13 protein-coding genes are annotated in these 16,885 nt (G+C 58.9%); 5 read left to right on the forward strand and 8 right to left on the reverse strand.

Annotation, left to right across the window (positions count from 1 at the left end; genetic code table 11):
* Positions 1–18: 18 nt before the first annotated feature.
* The 6 genes from NF685_RS12275 to NF685_RS12300 all read right to left on the reverse strand — a co-directional run bounded on the left by NF685_RS12275 (position 19) and on the right by NF685_RS12300 (position 5,100).
* The gene (locus tag NF685_RS12275) at positions 19–456 is read right to left on the reverse strand and encodes a phage scaffolding protein (RefSeq protein ID WP_252849833.1); all 438 of its coding nucleotides are present in this window, start codon (positions 454–456) and stop codon (positions 19–21) included.
* A complete protein-coding gene (locus NF685_RS12280) occupies positions 446–1,888 on the reverse strand; it encodes a phage portal protein (protein WP_252849834.1) in 1,443 nt (480 codons plus the stop codon). The genes NF685_RS12275 and NF685_RS12280 overlap by 11 nt, the downstream gene beginning before the upstream one ends.
* A gap of 10 nt (positions 1,889–1,898) precedes the next feature.
* Positions 1,899–3,224, reverse strand: coding sequence for a phage terminase large subunit (locus NF685_RS12285; RefSeq protein ID WP_252849835.1), 1,326 nt, complete (start codon positions 3,222–3,224; stop codon positions 1,899–1,901).
* Positions 3,211–3,648: a hypothetical protein gene (locus tag NF685_RS12290; RefSeq protein WP_252849836.1), complete on the reverse strand. Its 438-nt coding sequence runs from the start codon at positions 3,646–3,648 to the stop codon at positions 3,211–3,213. Before NF685_RS12290 ends, NF685_RS12285 begins: the two co-directional genes overlap by 14 nt.
* 634 nt (positions 3,649–4,282) lie before the next feature.
* Entirely contained in the window at positions 4,283–4,765 is a 483-nt protein-coding gene (locus NF685_RS12295) for a hypothetical protein (RefSeq protein WP_252849837.1), read from the reverse strand.
* Positions 4,766–4,836: 71 nt separating this feature from the next.
* Positions 4,837–5,100 (reverse strand): hypothetical protein, encoded by a 264-nt coding sequence (locus NF685_RS12300; RefSeq protein ID WP_252849838.1) that lies wholly within the window; start codon positions 5,098–5,100, stop codon positions 4,837–4,839.
* An 88-nt stretch (positions 5,101–5,188) separates the two neighbouring features.
* Between NF685_RS12300 and NF685_RS12305 the strand changes: the two genes are divergently transcribed.
* From NF685_RS12305 to NF685_RS12320, 4 genes are all read left to right on the forward strand, one after another.
* Positions 5,189–5,605, forward strand: coding sequence for a helix-turn-helix domain-containing protein (locus tag NF685_RS12305; protein WP_252849839.1), 417 nt, complete (start codon positions 5,189–5,191; stop codon positions 5,603–5,605).
* 470 nt (positions 5,606–6,075) lie between these two features.
* The gene (locus NF685_RS12310) at positions 6,076–9,240 is read left to right on the forward strand and encodes an efflux RND transporter permease subunit (RefSeq protein ID WP_252849840.1); all 3,165 of its coding nucleotides are present in this window, start codon (positions 6,076–6,078) and stop codon (positions 9,238–9,240) included.
* Positions 9,240–10,421 (forward strand): efflux RND transporter periplasmic adaptor subunit, encoded by a 1,182-nt coding sequence (locus tag NF685_RS12315; RefSeq protein WP_222548405.1) that lies wholly within the window; start codon positions 9,240–9,242, stop codon positions 10,419–10,421. The genes NF685_RS12310 and NF685_RS12315 overlap by 1 nt, the downstream gene beginning before the upstream one ends.
* The gene (locus tag NF685_RS12320) at positions 10,418–12,028 is read left to right on the forward strand and encodes an efflux transporter outer membrane subunit (protein WP_252849841.1); all 1,611 of its coding nucleotides are present in this window, start codon (positions 10,418–10,420) and stop codon (positions 12,026–12,028) included. The genes NF685_RS12315 and NF685_RS12320 overlap by 4 nt, the downstream gene beginning before the upstream one ends.
* A gap of 159 nt (positions 12,029–12,187) precedes the next feature.
* Here NF685_RS12320 and NF685_RS12325 read toward each other — a convergent pair whose 3' ends face one another.
* Together NF685_RS12325 and uvrA are read right to left on the reverse strand one after the other, a co-directional pair.
* On the reverse strand, positions 12,188–13,132 hold the full coding sequence (locus tag NF685_RS12325) for a 2-hydroxyacid dehydrogenase (protein WP_252849842.1): 945 nt from the start codon (positions 13,130–13,132) through the stop codon (positions 12,188–12,190).
* Complete coding sequence (uvrA, locus tag NF685_RS12330) at positions 13,129–16,062, reverse strand: excinuclease ABC subunit UvrA (protein WP_252849843.1); 2,934 nt, start codon at positions 16,060–16,062, stop codon at positions 13,129–13,131. The genes NF685_RS12325 and uvrA overlap by 4 nt, the downstream gene beginning before the upstream one ends.
* Before the next feature lie 179 nt (positions 16,063–16,241).
* Here uvrA and ssb point away from each other — a divergent pair, with 179 nt between their 5' ends.
* Positions 16,242–16,784 (forward strand): single-stranded DNA-binding protein, encoded by a 543-nt coding sequence (gene ssb, locus NF685_RS12335; protein WP_252849844.1) that lies wholly within the window; start codon positions 16,242–16,244, stop codon positions 16,782–16,784.
* The last annotated feature ends 101 nt before the right edge of the window (positions 16,785–16,885 follow it).

The following is a 16,885-nucleotide window of genomic DNA, read 5'->3' on the forward strand; positions in this document are numbered from 1 at the left end:
AAATCCCCTGACCCGTTTTCAGATAATTCCGGCAAGAAACTGCCGTTTACGCGCCGTGTAATCCGGCTCTGACAAAAGACGGGCATCCTGCCCCTGCATCGCTGCCGGCTTCGGAATGCTTCCGCTTTCCAGGGGTGCCCCCTTGCCTTCTGCAGGCGCAGTCTCACGAAAAAGAAAACCACGCGCCGCGCGTGCAGCGCTGATCGCCTTTTCCACATCCAGCGGCAGCCCTTCCGCCGACCATCCGATCGTTGCGCGATCGATCTGCATCGTCACCAGATCGGGATCGTGCGCACCCTGTCGGGTGGCTTCCGCGCGCAAAGCCCCGGTCAGGACAGTATCGCGCGCCTGGGTCCTTATTCGCGCCAGTTCTTCTTCGTGCGCCTGAACAAGGGCATCGCGTTCAGCAATACGTTCAGCAAGAGCGAGACGAAGCGCGTCGACGTCATCCACCATTTCCATCTATCCCCAGAGGGTCCGTTTCAGCCGCTTCAGCGGTTCTGATCGTCGTCCATTCGCCAGCCGGATCGACAAGACCGGCCGCACTTGCAAAAAGCCGTGCAGCTGTCTCGCGGCTCAGCAGGCCATTTGTTACCGCCGTACCCAGACCTTGCGCCATGGGCAGCAACTCCCCTTCATCCGCAGTAAACCAGGCAGGCCAGTGCAGTGACAGACATGCCGGGTCGAGATCGCGATAGTGATTTTCACCGATGCGAACTCCGTCGGGCAGAATTCCTGACAAATGGCAGATCAGCCGATAAAGCGGCAGAATTCCCCCTTCGCCGTACGATCCGCGCAAACGATCCGTCAGCCAGATCAGGGGCTGGCACATCAGCTCCATGGCCCGCCCCGACTGGGGAACACCCAGACGGTCGCCATGCATGCGATTACCATGCAACTGCTCCAGCACGAGCTGACGCAATTCCCTGTAATGTGCCAGAACCGCACCGGCAGCAGCGCCGTTGATTTCAAGCAGTTTGGCATCGCCCTCAGGCGGCAAGGTCAATGCCGTGGCGGCCCCTCCCTGTCGGGCGAGACCATCGGGAATATCGGGCGTCTTGAGCACAAGAGTCGGGTCGGATCCATATTTCAGGCCACGCCCCGCCTGAGACAGCAGATAATCCGCCTCGATTACCGTATCGATCGCTTTTTCGAAGCTGCACTCGCCGTCAGGCTCGTCCGCCATGCCGCCAAGGTTTCTGATCCAGACGAGCGGCACAACCCCCATTCCATGAGGGAACGACCTCCCATGATCCACCTGCATATCGCCAGTCTGATCGACAGGCTGCGGTATGAAGTACTGTACGACTCCGCGCGTCCAGCGCCGTTGCCACCAGTATCGCGTGGCATGGCACGCAGGATCGATCCTGTAGCCACTCGCCACAAGGTCGCCTCCGGTCACGATATAACGCTCCGTCACATGATCGAGCGTACCCGACCGGTCGCGCTCCGGCGTCAGATACGCCGTTTCCAGCATACGCACATGCGGCCGCCCCTCGATGAGCTCCACAAGCAGCGCGACTGACCCTACAGATCCCCGAATGGCAGCCTGCATCAGCAGAACAGGCAATCCTGCTTCCCTTGCAAAGCGGTTCATCGCATCGGCGGTCTCTCCGCATCTGGAGACGGCGAGGGGCCAATGCGTGTTCCCGAACAGAAGCGACACCGCTTCATCCACCACAGTGCGACAGAGATTGGTACGCACCGAAGGCCTGCGTTGCGACAACGGAATATATTCCCCTGCCGGATTACGCTCTGTCGCAAACGGATAGGGCAGAACGTCGTACTGGGTCCCGTCAAGAACGCGTTGCAGGGCCAAGAGCCGCGCCGTGCGAGGGGCAAGTCCTGCGGGTGTCTCATATCGACGCTGCAAAGCCACCCAATCCATTAAAAACCTCCTATCTCGAGAGGCTGAACCACCCCTGATCCTGCCATCGTCCACGTGCGGGTTGCGGATCGATCATCAGATCGGTCAGGGCCCAGATCAGAGCATCGGCCCGATCGGGCGATGTGGTTCCTCCGAAGCCTTTCGTCGAAAAAAGACAGAGCTGCGTTTCGAGCGACGGAAACCGACCACGATGAACGACACGCCCCTGTTCGTACAATGCGGCAACGGGCTCTGCGCGTGCCGTTTTCCCGCGTGAGGCCGTCACCATTCTGAGCGATGCCTTGGGGTCGATGCTTCTCAGCGTGGCCTCGACAAGAGCCCCACCGAAATTGCGCTCTGCGACAATTCTGTCTGCCTGCCAGAGCGATGCCGCCTGTATGGCCTGTCGTGCCCACGCCATTGGCGTGTCACGTAACGAGCAATCCGCCAGTACATGACCGATGCCCTCACGATCCACGGCTGCAACGATGATGCCGATTTCGTCGCAATCCAGATCCGAAGGACCCGATGCCCCGGAAGGATCGATAGCCACCACGACACGTCGCATCTGCGATACGACCCTGTCGCGCTCCTGCTCCGTCACCGCTTCCTCACGCCGGAAGCATTCCATACGCCATAATGCGCCTTCGATAACGGTCTGGTATTCACCCAGTAAAAAGCGTCTTCGTTCACGCTCCGGCAGAGCCTCGAGTTGATCGAGATAGGCCTCGCTCAGATTGACCCGGTTATGTTCCGGATTCATGACCATAGAGGCATAAAGTCCCGGATCTGCATGACGAATACCCGAGCGTGGCTCAACGCCGCCCTCAAAAAGAGCATAGAGCCAGTGATCGGTCGCGGGAGGATTGGCGTCTATGTATTCGCGCGGTATCAGGGCGCAACGCTGCGCAAGACGCGTCAGCAGCATGTTGCGGGCATTGTAGCTGATCTGGCTTGCCTCGTTCAGATAGATCGTTGCGAATTCCAGACCCAGGATTTTCTCGGTTCGTGCAGAATCATCCAGTCCGCCAAACAGGATCGACGATCCGTTTGAGAAAACGACCCGATTGCTTTGCCAGTCCCATTTATAGTCAACATGCGGGAAACAGGAGCGCATGACCTTGGGAAAAGTGTCCTGTATGACGCTCGCGCGCAACGCAATCTGGCGAAAGCGAAAAACGCCATGACGTGACTGGGGCACACGCAAGGCCCTGACGATTAGCGCCCTGATCAGAATGAACGTCTTGCCTGAGCGCGATCCACCTCGCAGAAAAATATGACGCGCACGCCCTCCGAGAAGGCGATTGGCTTCCTCCTGAATAGGGGTAAGAGAAAAACCCCGCTCAGAGAATGTCATCACCTGCAATCAGGACCGGCGCCGGTACAGGCTCAGTACTTTCTGTTCGTCCGTCGCGATATTGCGCAGGGCGATGTGCTCGCAAAAGCATACGCAGCAGCCCATCACTGTAACGCTTCCGGATCACTGGCCTGCCCTCAGCATCGCAGATCAAACGACCGCCATAGATCAGAGGTTCATCATATCCCTCGATCGCACGGCGACGTGCTTCCGCCTCCAGAACATCCGCCGCCTCTTCCAGCGCCTGTTTCCACTGATCGCAAAACAGCGCGTTATCCCGCCGCCAGTTATAGGCCGTCTTGCGATCTATACCGGCGGCACGCGCTGCATCGGAGACATTCGCTGTCCTGCGAAGCGTCTCGAGAAACGTGCTCCGAAGCAAAGCGCTTTCGGGTCGTTTACGAATGGCGCGCTTGCATGTCATTTCAGCTCCATTATGTTTCTATATGGATATGATGTTTGTCGGTAAATATCGGTTTTTTCCGACCCGTGCCGTGCATCGGCGCTTACGTCGAACAGGGCGCCTCGATACGCATCCTGACGCAACGGTTCCTTCGTCCTTCAACGCAAAGACCCGCCATTCAGATTCAGGCGCATAGCCGTTGATATGACTGTATCCAGACTTAACCCCCGCATGGCACTTCGTCTGCACGATGAAAGACGCACACACCCGTGGAATCACGGTCCCTGCCGATCCCGCTGACGTAATTCATGCGTCATCCGTTTCGAAATCAGATCGGCGCATGCCCATGGCACCGAACCCAGTCTTACCAGTGGGCCTTTTCTATATACGCGAGGCACTGCCCTAACTCTCATATAAGGAGAAGGCAGATTGGCCTCGGCAATATCGAGCAGAGACAGATCGAGATCGGCACGATGACGCAATTCCGAGCAGCCTACCAAAGGACACAGAACAGTTCCTCTCGCAGAGGTAGCGACAACGATGAAAAAACCGTTCCGGCAAAACACCACATCTCCAATGTTTATGTTGGAAATGTTCATTTGCGCTACTTATTTATTATAGAATAACTATACATCATTGTTTATAATAATGCAATCTATTTATTTCTATAATACTCTGACAGCCGCTCGAGGGCGAGGGCGCATTGCGCTGCGGTCTTCGTCCTGGCCTGAGCACGCACACATTCAGGATAGATGAGCCGCGCCATATCGGGGAAACTCATGTCACGTACCAACATCATGTCGATCCGGCTATACAGGCTGGCGCCCAGAACCTGCCGGAGATGACGTAAACGCGCGGCGCATTTTCCGCGTCCCAGCATCCAGGTGTGGATGTCGCCTTTCTCGACGGGCGGCCCATTAATCGCAGCCACAACAATACCGTTCTCGGCATAGTCGAATTCGGCGCGCCATCGCTGCGCTGCCGTCACCTCGTCGTCACCGATATCGCCAGCGTCGTATAGCCAACGCACGGTAGACCAGAGACGCAGCGCCTCTCCCTCTCTCCTGAAGCGGTTACGCTTCATGCGCTCTGCCGTCGGTGCGTTATCGTTACAAACCGGATGTGCCCTGTCTTTCATGATCTACCTCGCTTGTAACGCCCCCGGTCACCCGGTGTCTTTTTCTCGTGTCGAGTTCTGCACCAGCGTACTCAGCTACGGGGAAGCCATCGCCCATATCCGCAGACATCGCGATAAACCGGCATCTGCTCGCCGCGCCATAAAGCCCCCCAGGTCACACAATGCCCTGCAGGCAGGGCACCCGTTTCATCACGCTCCTCTTCCATAACAGCCACAGGGCGGGACACTGACTTTTCAGCGTCTCGATCCTTCCTCGCGAGCAGGGCGACAAGCTCTTCGCCGGTTGTGGCCCGAAAGGCTTTCCCCCGTCCGGGCCTGTCCTTCGAAATCCTCATCTGACCTTTCTCCGATCATTGCATTATTTGGCAAAATGCCACTAATGGAGACGCTGACTGGATGAACAAAAAGCCACTGGATTTGGCAATGAGCCATTGCTATGAATGTCCCATGGCCAAAAACAGACGCCCTGATTCACTTGCGATTGTTCAACGCGCCATTGGGCAACGCATCACCTGGGCACGCGAACTCGTCTTTCCCAATCAGAGCGAATGCGCGCGCCTTCTAGGCGTGGATGCCTCGACCCTGAACAAGATCGAAAAAGGCGATCGTGCACCGAGCGTCTTTCTCATCATGTCTCTGTCCAATCGCCTTCGGGTCTCGACCGATTTTCTTCTGAAGGGCGTCCTGAACGGTCGCACGGATGAGGAAATGGCCCTTCGTCTTGCCGCTCTGCACCCAGAGTTGGTGCTCCAGCAGCAGGACAAGGCGTTTCACAGGGACAGAAACACATCTTCCGACATGCCTGAGCCGCCCAGGAGACAAGATGGGGACCATTGTTAGCGTCCTTGTTTTCATCGCACATCCAGAAAACAGCCTTCTTCACACGCAGACATAGCGCTTGAAGCCGGACGCAGCAAGAACAAAACAAGAACGTATCCCGTTCCCAAGCATTCCCTGCGCCTCGCGCCATTGCGTTTTGATCAGCATTAACCGACCAGCTGCGCCTTGAAGTCAGTCCGACTCCTGGACGATTAACGTCTTATTAATGGCATTGAGCCATAATGTCAAGAATAGGCTGTGGCGATCGGCCATGACGCTGGTCAAAGCTGATACTGTCACAGGTTTGTAAAACAACATTTATGCGACATTTTATGTCAGCGCCTATACGATCCGAAGATGAGTGATCTGGATAAGTAATGATGCGCTGCAAGCAGCCGCTATCATTTTCTTAATGTTAATTCGGATTAATGAAACAACACAATCTGCCGTAAGGCATCTTCCCTTCGCAAGAGAAGAGAGCGCATGAATTCATGAACGCCATCGTCGTAACTGCCTTAAGGCGGCCCCTGACCTTCGTCGTTTTTTCGATCCTGATCCTGATGTTCGGAATCATGTCGATCTTTAAAACGCCGACCGACGTATTCCCCGAAATCAAGGTACCTGTCGTCTCGGTTATCTGGACCTATCCGGGTCTGCTACCGAACGAATTTGCAGGACGAATCACCTATAATTTCGAGCTGGCAGTCACGACGACTGTGCAGAATATCGAGCATATGGAGTCGAACTCCTATTACGGGCGTTCGATCGTCAACATCTACTTCCAGCCCGGCACCCCTGTCGGCACGGCAGAAGCAGAAGTGACGGCCATTTCCCAGACGATCCTCCTCGGCCTGCCGCCCAAGGTTCCGGCCCCGATGATTGTGGCGCTCGACCCCTCGCAGGTGCCTGTCATCGCGCTTCAGATCACCTCCGAAAAACAGACTCCGTCCGATCTGTTCAAGCTCGGCGTCATTCGCGTGCGCCCTCTTCTTGCTACCGTTCCCGGTGCTGTCGTCGCCCATCCCTATGGCGGCATGGACAGCTTCGTGATGGTGTCGCTCAACCAGGAACAGCTTCGCGCCCATCACCTCTCTGCCGCCGACGTTCAGGCTGCCCTCACCGCCCAGAACATCGTGCTTCCCGCAGGCGATCAGAAGATCGACGCAATGGACTGGATGGTCCAGACGAACGCCGCCCCGGAATCGATGGAAGACATCGCCAATATCCCGGTCAAGCGTGTGGGCAATGCTGTCATCTATATTCGTGACGTGGCCGATGTGTATCGTGGCGGTCATCCCCAGACCAACCTCGTGCTCGTCAAGGGCCGCCAGGCGGTCGAAATGATCACCCAGAAGGGTGGCACGGCGTCCACGCTGGATGTGGTTTCCGCCACCAAGGCCCTGCTACCGCGCCTGCGCGCCATTCTCCCTCCGGACGTCCAGGTCTCAATCCTCGCCGATGCTTCTGTAATGGTGAAGGAGCAGATCAAGGATGTGGTGCGTGAAATGATCACGGCCTCCATCCTGACCGGTATCGTGGTGCTGCTGTTTCTCGGCTCGTGGCGCTCCACGGTCATTATCGCCACGTCGATCCCGCTCGCCATTCTCTGCTCGATCATCGGGCTCGGCTGGGCCGGTCAGTCCATCAACATCATGACCCTCGGCGGTCTGGCGCTGGCTGTCGGCATCCTCGTCGACGATGCCACCGTGATGATCGAGAACATCGATACCCACCTCGAAATGGGCAAGGATCTCGAACTCGCCATCATCGATGCTGCGAACCAGATCGTCATCCCGACCTTCGTTTCCACCACCTGCATCTGCATCGTCTGGCTGCCGCTCTTCGAGCTGTCGGGGGTCGCGGGCTATCTTTTCATGCCCATGGCACTCGCCATCATGTTCGCCATGATCGCATCCTTCATCCTGTCGCGCACCCTCGTGCCGACGATGGCAAAGTTTCTGCTTGCCGGTCAGATCCATCACGCTCACGGACATGAGGACCATGCTCCGGCGCCGAAGGGCTTTTTCGGTCGATTCCAGCGCGGTTTCGAGCATCGCTTCAACAGCTTCCGTGAAGGCTACAACACGCTTCTCGCGCGCTGTGTCGCGCGCCGAGGCATGTTCGTTGGCGTATTCCTTCTGATTTCCATCGCCTCCATGGGCCTCTACACTGTGGCAGGTCGCGACTTCTTCCCCGAGGTCAAATCCGGCTCGCTGCAGATGCACATGCGTGCACCGCTCGGCACCCGTATCGAGGTTGCAGGCCGCATCGCCGCCCTTGTCGACGACCGCATCAATCAGCTCCTGCCGGGCAAGGTCGAAAACATCATCTCCAATTGCGGCCTGCCTGAAGGACCGCATAATCAGGCCTTTATCCCAACGCCGACCATCGGCACACAGGATTGCGACCTGACCATCGCGCTCAAGAATGAGGCGTCCCCCGTCTGGGATTACCGCGCCCTGCTCCGCAAGGATCTCTCGGCACGTTTCCCCGGCACGGTCTTCACCTTCCAGCCCGCCGATCTGACCGACAAGATCCTGAATTTCGGATCGGCCGCACCGATCGACATCCAGCTCTCCGGCCCAAGCGTTGCGGATAACTACAACTACGCCAAGCACCTGATCGGCAAGATCCGCCAGATCCCGGGCACGGCCGATGTTGTCATCCAGCAGACCATGTCGACACCCACCCTCATGGTGAATGGCAACCGTACCTTCTCGCAGGCAACCGGCCTGAGCGAAAACGATCTTGCCACCAACGAACTCCTGACCTTGGCAGGTTCGGGCGTGGTCGATCCGCAGTTCTGGCTCGATCCGGTCGATAACGTGACCTTCCCGCTCAACGTCTACACGTCGCAGGATCAGCTCACCCATCTGAACGATCTGCTCACCGTCCCTGTCGACAAGGGCGATGGCGATCCCAACGACCAGACACAGCTTCTGGGCGCTATCGCCGACATCGTCCCCACCGGGACACCGGGCGAGGTTTCGCATTACAACTCGATGTCTGAAATCGATATCTATGTGAATGTCGAAGGCACCGATCTCGGCAATGTGCTCGATGCCGTCAACGACACCATCGCCAAGGATGCGTCCAATCTGCCGCGCACCACGGCAGTCGATGTGCACGGTCAGGCCACCACCATGCATGGTGCCTATGTCCAGCTCGTCTTCGGTCTGTGCGTATCCGTCGTGCTGATCTATCTGCTGATCGTCGTGAATTTCCAGTCCTGGCTGGACCCGTTCATCATCATCACAGCACTTCCCGGCGCGCTTGGCGGCATTGCCTGGGCCCTGTTCCTGACGGGCACACGCCTGTCGGTTCCGGCCCTTACAGGTGCAATCATGTGCATGGGTACGGCAACGGCCAACTCGATCCTGGTGGTCTCCTTTGCCCGTGAGCGCCTCGAAGTCCATGGCGATGCCCTGCGCGCTGCGATCGAAGCCGGTTACGGTCGTATCCGTCCGGTTCTCATGACCGCACTCGCCATGATCGTCGGCATGATCCCGATGGCAACATCCAACTCGACCAATGCGCCGCTCGGTCGCGCCGTTATCGGCGGCCTGATCGTCGCTACCATCTCCACCCTGCTCTTCGTGCCCTGCGTCTACGCGATCCTGCACAACCGCTCTGCCCGCCAGAAGGAAATCGTCTAATGGCCACCTCCCCCAAGACCATCGCCATCGCGGGAGGATGCGTCCTCGCGCTCTGGGTCGGCGCACTTGTTGTCGGTCGCGTCCACCACAATCACGCCCTCGCCACCGAGACGTCACAGAACGCCATTCCCAATGTGGCCGTGCTCAACCCCATCCAGTCGCCCGACAAGGTCGCCCTGACCCTGCCCGGCAATATCGATGCCTGGTACCAGGCCCCGATCTATCCGCAGGTTTCGGGCTACGTGAAAATGTGGTTCAAGGATTACGGTGCCCATGTGAAGGCAGGCGACGCGCTGGCAGAAATCAACGCGCCCGCGCTCGATGCTCAATATGCCCAGGCTCAGGCCGATCTGAACGCGGTGCTGGCCAAATACCACCTCGCCGCTGTCACGGCCGAACGCTGGCGCGCCATGGGCAAGTCACAGTCGGTTTCCGGTCAGTCCGTCTCGGTCTCGAATGCCAATGAGCAGTCGGCCAGAGCCGAAGTCGATGCCGCACAACGCAACGTCGACCACTTCGCCGCACTGGAAAAGTTCAAGACCATCGTGGCCCCCTTCGACGGCATCGTGACATCGCGCAGCATCAATGTGGGTGATTACGTTCATGATGGCGGCGGCAATCTCAACGCGACGGGCGGCGCATCCGAGCTTTTCACTGTGGCAGATGTCCACAAGCTGCGTCTGTTCGTCTCCGTTCCCGAGGTGTTTTCCTATATCCTGCAGCCCGACATCACCGCCGATGTCAGCGTGCCCCAGTTCAAGGACAAGAAGTTCCATGCGAGCTTCCTGACCACAGCACGTGGCTATGACCCCAACACGCGCACCGTGACCTCGGAATTCACCATGGAAAACCCCGGTGAAACCCTGTGGCCCGGCACCTTTGCCTCTGTCCAGCTCAAGGCCCATAACGAAACGGCTCATCTTTACGAAGTTCCGACTTCGGCCCTCGTTTTCGAGGAGAAAGGCATGCAGGTCGTCGTCGTGAATGACGACAACACGGTCCATTTCAAGAAAGTCGTCGTAGGCCGCATGGCAGATACCGCAACCGAAATCCAGGCCGGTGTCGACCCCAAGGACCGTATCATTGCCAACCCGCCAGCCGATCTGCTGGAAGGTGACAAGGTTAACGTCACCACACCGCAGCGCGGCTACAACCAGTCCGGATTCGGGGCCTCGGAATGAGCACAAACAAGATCAGAAAGCTGGCTCTGGCCTGCGGCACGGTTCTGACGGCCTTTGGCCTGTCAGCCTGTGACCTCGCGCCAACCTACACGCCGCCCACCTTCATCGTGCCAGCCAGCTGGCACGGTCAGGGCCCCTTCGCCAAGGCGACCCCGGCTGATACGACCCTGCCCACCGACTGGTGGAAGCTGCTGAACGACCCGCTTCTGAACGAAATGGAAGCGACGCTCACAACGTCGAACGCCGATCTTCAGGCTTCGGCAGAGCGCTTCATCCAGGCGCGTGCGCTTGTGGTGCAGGCCCGCTCCGAGCTGCTGCCCCATCTGGCCCTCGGGGCCGGTGCATTCGACAACAAGCAGTCGGAAGACCGCCTGTTCCGCTACAAGGGCAACGTTACCGAGACGGATGAGGAATATCATGGCCTCGCGTCGTGGGAGCCCGATTTCTGGTCGGCCATACGCAACCATGTCCGTGCACAAAAGCAGTACGCGCAGGAAAAAGCTGCCGATTTTGCGATGTCACGCCTGAGCCTTCAGGCTGAGCTCGCGTCGGATTACGTCCAGCTGCGTGGCTACGATGCCCAGATCGCCATCTATAACCAGTCAATCGGCTATTATCAGAAGGCTCTGCAAATCACGCAGAACCAGCTGCTGAACCAGGCCGCACCGCGTCTCGATGTTGCCCGTGCCCAGGCCCAGCTCTATTCGACACAGGCTGCAGAGCTCGACGTGCAGGCTGCACGCGAGGTGACGGAACACGCCATCGCCATTCTGACCAATGCGTCGCCGTCGTCATTCCATATCGCACCGACCCAGGTCATGGGCTTCCACCAGCCAAACCTGCCGGCAGGCATTCCCTCCGAGCTACTCCAGCGTCGCCCCGATATCGCCAGTGCTGAACGCGAAATGGCACAGGCCAATCGCGAGATCGGCATCGCACGCGCTGCATTCTATCCTCATGTCTCGCTTCAGGCAGGCGGCGGTTTTGCGCAGAACGGTTTCGATCTCGCCAATCTCGCCAATTCACTCTGGTCCTACGGCGCTTCCTTCGAACTCCCCATTTTCGAGGGCGGCCTGAGACGCGCCGAACTCCAGCATGCCTGGTCGGCCTATCGCGAAACGCGTGACAATTACCGCAGCAAGGTGCTGGATTCCTTCCGCGAAGTGGAAGACGGGCTGTCGCGTACCAGCCGTCTCGATCAGGAAAACCGCACACTCGAAAAGGCGGTCGATGCCACACTGGCCACGCAGAACATGACCATGACGCTTTATCAGGGTGGTATTGGCACATATCTCGAGGCGATTTTCGCACAGGTCCAGACACTGGAGACACGCATCCACCAGATCGAGGTCGCAACACGCCTCTATCAGGCGGATATCGGCCTGATACGCGCCCTCGGCGGCGGCTGGAACGTCAAACTCCTGCCGACAATGGATCAGACGCTTTCCATCGCACCGTTGCAATATGACGATCTGCACCATCCGCAGCCCGTCGGCGGCGTGAACATCTCACAGCATCCTGAAAGCTTCGAAAACCTGAGCAGCGCCGCGCCACAGGCTCCCGCTGCAGCGACGGGCAAAACGCTTCGCCCGATATACGACCAGTAAGACACACGACCGGTAACAGGCTTTCGTCCCGGCGGATGGTTGGGCTTTCCTACCATCCGCCACGCCGCATCCCGGCTTTGCGATGACGATCCCTTATCGGTACCAGGAGCACCTGCCGTCGTTCGCAGTGCCGATTACCCCTCTGATCCCGAAATCGCGTCAGTAGCCAATTTCGCGACTGACCGGATCCGGCATCACACCCCGATCGTAAAAATCCTGAATATTGCGCGCGGCCAGATCGGATGCGGTGCCCGTCTGGGTCGGTGCCGTGATATGCGGCAATACAGTCACCTTCGGATGACTCCACAACCAGTCATCCTCTGGCAGTGGTTCATGCTCGAACACATCGAGTACAGCATGCGACAGCTGCCCCCGATCCAGCGCGCGACCGAGCGCAGCCTGATCGACAATAGGGCCTCTGGCGAAATTGATCAGCGAAGCACCTTCGCGCATCTGACCGAAACGCCAGTCATCGAGCAGATTGCGCGTCTGAGGCGTCAGGGGCAGCAGCACGATGATAATCGCATTATCGCGTAGCAAAGCTTCAAGCCCCGAAGGGCCGTAAGTCATCGGCATATCCACGGCAGCACAAGGCGTGCGACGCCAACCTGTCACCGGAAAGCCGTTCTCCATCAGCTTGCGGGCCGCCGCACGCCCCAGATTCCCCATACCGAGAATACCCACCGGTCGGTCCTGAGGCAGTACCAGCTTGTGCTGCTGCCAGCATTTCCGGTTCTGCTGATCACGATAGCGCGGCATGTCCCGATGGAGATAAAGCGTCCAGGCCAGAACGGCCTCAGACATGGTCAGCGCCAGTTGCGGATCGGTCATCCTGACGATGCGAACCGCCTTGTCAGGCATTTCCTCCACAAGACGTTCCACCCCCGCCCAAAGGCTTTGCACCCATTCGAGCATGGGCAGTCTGGCGAGATCAGCAGGATCGGGATTGGCTACCACAGCCATACATGCAGCGCGCCTCTCTCCATCGGTCAGAGCCTCGAATGGGATAACCCGTATGCCGTTCAGCCGGGCATTGATGGCCTCAAGCGCTTCTTCCCTCTCACGTGGCAGTATCCTGCCGCAAAAAGGCACCAGAACAGTCACGATGCGCTTACCTTGCGTCGGGAAACAGGAGGCGATTTCTTCTTCCGCGCTGGCGCTTTCGGAGTCATCGCGGGGGCCGGAAGAAGAGGCCCGAGAAAACGCCCGGTATGGCTCTCCTTCGTCGCAGCAATCACCTCGGGCGGCCCTTCGGCGACGATACGACCGCCGCCATCGCCCCCCTCGGGGCCGATATCGATCAGCCAGTCCGCTGTCTTGATAACGTCGAGATTATGCTCGATCACCAGGACGGTGTTCCCCTGATCCACCAGTGCATGCAGCACGTCCAGCAATTTGCGCACGTCTTCAGTGTGCAGCCCCGTCGTCGGCTCATCGAGAATATACAGTGTTCGCCCGGTCGCCCGGCGCGCCAGCTCCTTCGACAGCTTCACACGCTGCGCCTCACCGCCCGAAAGGGTGGTCGCCTGCTGCCCCAGAGTCACATAGCCCAGCCCGACCTGCTGCAGGATCGCCAGCCTGTCACGAATACGTGGCACTGCATGGAAGAAGGGCAGCGCCTCATCCACCGTCATGGCCAGCACATCGGCAATCGACTTGCCGCGGAACTTCACGTCCAGCGTCTCGCGGTTATAGCGCTGCCCTTTGCAGGTATCGCAGGTCACGAACACATCGGGCAGAAAGTGCATCTCGATCTTGAGCACACCATCGCCCTGGCACGCCTCGCAACGCCCGCCCTTGACGTTAAAAGAGAAGCGCCCGGGCTTGTAGCCGCGCGCCTTGGCCTCAGGGAGCTCGGCAAACCAGTCGCGTATCGGCGTGAACAGATCCGTATAGGTCGCCGGATTGGAACGGGGTGTACGTCCGATCGGCGACTGGTCGATATCGATGATCTTGTCGAGATGCTCCACCCCCACAAGCGCCCTGTAAGGCAGAGGCGACTGGTTCGCGCCCATCAGTTCACGCGACAATGCCTTGTAAAGCGTATCGACCACGAGGGTCGACTTGCCACCGCCAGACACGCCGGTCACCGCCACGAAACAGCCCAGCGGGATACGCGCCGTGACGTCGTGCAGATTATTGCCCGTCGCCCCGACAAGCGTCAGCATACGCGTCTCGTCGGACACGCGACGCTTTTCCGGCACCGGAATAACGCGTCTGCCCGAGAGATAATCTCCCGTAATGCTGTTCTCGTTTTTCGCCACGTCTTCCGGCCGCCCGCTTGCAACGACCGTTCCACCCAGAGCGCCCGCACCCGGCCCCATATCGATCAGCCAGTCGGCAGCACGAATCGCATCTTCGTCATGCTCGACCACGATAACCGTATTGCCCAGCTTCTTCAGCCGATCGAGCGTCCCGAGCAGGCGTTCATTATCGCGCTGATGCAGCCCGATGGACGGTTCGTCGAGCACATAGAGCACACCGGTAAGTCCTGAGCCGATCTGACTCGCCAGCCGGATGCGCTGGCTTTCTCCACCCGACAGCGTGGCAGACCCACGCGACAACGTCAGATAATCGAGCCCCACATCGTCAAGAAAACGCAGGCGATCCAGAATCTCGCGCAGAATACGATGCGCGATTTCGGCTCGCTGCGGCGTCAGTGACGCCTCGACCCCACCGAACCAGTCAAGTGCCTTCCTGATCGTCAGATCGGAAGCCTGCGCGATGTTCATATCGTGCACCCGCACACAAAGCGCTTCGGGCTTGAGGCGCGCACCATGACAGGCATGACAGGGCACGGCTGACTGATAACGCGACAGTTCTTCTCGCACCCACATGCTATCCGTCTCGGCCAGACGACGCTGTAGGTTGCGCATCACCCCTTCGAAAGGCTTGGTCAGCTCATAGGCGCGCTTACCATCCTTGTAGGTAAACAGAACCGAGTCCTCGCTGCCTTCCAGCAGGGCCTTGCGAAATCCCTCCCCCAGCTTCTTCCAGGGTGTCGTCATCTTTTCCCTGAAGTGACGCGCCATCGCTTCGAGCGTCTGGTCGTACCAGGGCGTTTTGGCATCGCGCCATGGCGCGATCGCGCCCTCGGCCAGAGACAGGTTCTCGTCAGGCACGATCAGGCGTGCATCGAAATGCGTCTCGGTGCCGATACCGTCACAAACAGGGCAAGCCCCCATCGGCGCGTTGAACGAGAACAGACGCGGCTCGATCTCCTCAAGCGTAAACCCGCTCACCGGGCAGGCAAACTTGGCAGAGAACACGATATGTTCGCTCTCGCCTTTCTCACCGGCACGACGCACCTGCTCGGCATAGGCCACACCATCGGCAAGACCGAGCGCGGTCTCGAAACTGTCGGCCAGACGCGTCTCTATGCCCGGCTTGACCACCACGCGATCGACAACGACTTCCACCGTATGCCGAAGCTTGCGGTTCAGATGGGGGGCATCTGCAATCTCGTAGGTCTCGCCATCGACCTTGACCCGCGTGAAGCCCTTGCGCTGAAGTTCGGCCAGCTCCTTGCGATACTCCCCCTTGCGATCGCGAATGACCGGAGCCAGCAGCATCAGCCGCGTGCCCTCTTCCATCGCCATGACGCGATCCACCATCTGGCTGACCGTCTGCGCCTCGATGGGCAGTCCCGTCGCCGGCGAATAGGGCACACCTGCACGCGCCCAGAGCAGACGCATGTAGTCATGAATTTCGGTAATGGTGCCTACAGTCGATCGTGGATTTTTGGACGTGGTCTTCTGCTCGATCGAGATCGCGGGCGAGAGCCCCTCGATCGAATCCACATCCGGCTTGCCCATCAGCTCCAGAAACTGACGCGCATAGGCCGACAGGCTTTCGACATAGCGCCTCTGCCCCTCGGCATAGATCGTATCGAAAGCGAGCGACGACTTTCCCGAGCCCGAAAGCCCCGTAATCACCGTCAGCTGGTCCCTGGGAATATCGGCATCGACATTCTTCAGATTATGCACGCGGGCACCGCGCACACGAATGGACTGGTTGTACGGCAGATCGGACATCGGCACCACGCAAAGCAGATTGGGAGATCGGAACAGGAGAACGTTTCGAGACCTATGTAGGATTGCCCGACGCCGGATTAAAGGCAGGATTAAAGTCGGCAGCAATGCGGGCCAAGACGTGACGGCGGCGCTAGGCTGGGCTAAGATGGCGCGATTTTCAGTATTTAGGGTCGGTCGCCATGGCAGGAAGTGTAAACAAAGTCATTCTGGTGGGAAATCTGGGCCGCGACCCGGAAACACGGAATGCCCAGTCCGGCGCGAAGATCGTCAACCTGACCGTCGCCACATCCGAAAGCTGGAACGATCGCGCTTCGGGCGAGCGCAAGGAGCGCACCGAATGGCATCGCGTGGTGATCTTCAACGAGCGCCTGGCCGATGTGGCTGAGCGTTTCCTGCGCAAGGGCCGCAAGGTCTATGTCGAGGGTCAGCTCCAGACACGCAAATGGACGGACCAGAGCGGTCAGGAACGCTATACGACCGAAATCGTCCTCGACCGTTTCCGCGGCGAGCTCACCCTGCTCGACAACAACCGCGACGGCGAATCTGGCGGTGGCACGGGCGGCGGCTACGAAAGCGGCCCATCACGTTCCTATGGCGGCGGCAATGCCCCTGCTCGCAGCAGTGGCGGCATGAACCAGTCTCCCTCGCGCAATCAGGGTGGCAATAACGGCGGTGGCTGGGATGCACCGGGCGGCGATCTGGACGACGAAATTCCGTTCTGATCGGCGTCTCCCCGCTTTTCTCCCTGATCGACACATCAACAAGACGGACCTGCCTTGACTGACCTGACGCCGCCAGCCGCACCCTTTGACCAGATCCCGGT

The organism is Asaia lannensis NBRC 102526 (assembly GCF_024054035.1).
Taxonomy (GTDB): Bacteria; Pseudomonadota; Alphaproteobacteria; order Acetobacterales; family Acetobacteraceae; genus Asaia; species Asaia lannensis.

Excerpts from the sequence above, each read along its gene's own strand:
- NF685_RS12285 (WP_252849835.1), bottom strand. The coding sequence starts at position 3,224 with ATGACATTCTCTGAGCGGGGTTTTTCTCTTACCCCTATTCAGGAGGAA.
- NF685_RS12305 (WP_252849839.1), top strand. The coding sequence starts at position 5,189 with ATGAGCCATTGCTATGAATGTCCCATGGCCAAAAACAGACGCCCTGAT.
- NF685_RS12295 (WP_252849837.1), bottom strand. The coding sequence starts at position 4,765 with ATGAAAGACAGGGCACATCCGGTTTGTAACGATAACGCACCGACGGCA.
- NF685_RS12275 (WP_252849833.1), bottom strand. The coding sequence starts at position 456 with ATGGTGGATGACGTCGACGCGCTTCGTCTCGCTCTTGCTGAACGTATT.
- NF685_RS12310 (WP_252849840.1), top strand. The coding sequence starts at position 6,076 with ATGAACGCCATCGTCGTAACTGCCTTAAGGCGGCCCCTGACCTTCGTC.
- NF685_RS12280 (WP_252849834.1), bottom strand. The coding sequence starts at position 1,888 with ATGGATTGGGTGGCTTTGCAGCGTCGATATGAGACACCCGCAGGACTT.
- ssb (WP_252849844.1), top strand. The coding sequence starts at position 16,242 with ATGGCAGGAAGTGTAAACAAAGTCATTCTGGTGGGAAATCTGGGCCGC.
- uvrA (WP_252849843.1), bottom strand. The coding sequence starts at position 16,062 with ATGTCCGATCTGCCGTACAACCAGTCCATTCGTGTGCGCGGTGCCCGC.
- NF685_RS12315 (WP_222548405.1), top strand. The coding sequence starts at position 9,240 with ATGGCCACCTCCCCCAAGACCATCGCCATCGCGGGAGGATGCGTCCTC.
- NF685_RS12290 (WP_252849836.1), bottom strand. The coding sequence starts at position 3,648 with ATGACATGCAAGCGCGCCATTCGTAAACGACCCGAAAGCGCTTTGCTT.
- NF685_RS12320 (WP_252849841.1), top strand. The coding sequence starts at position 10,418 with ATGAGCACAAACAAGATCAGAAAGCTGGCTCTGGCCTGCGGCACGGTT.
- NF685_RS12300 (WP_252849838.1), bottom strand. The coding sequence starts at position 5,100 with ATGAGGATTTCGAAGGACAGGCCCGGACGGGGGAAAGCCTTTCGGGCC.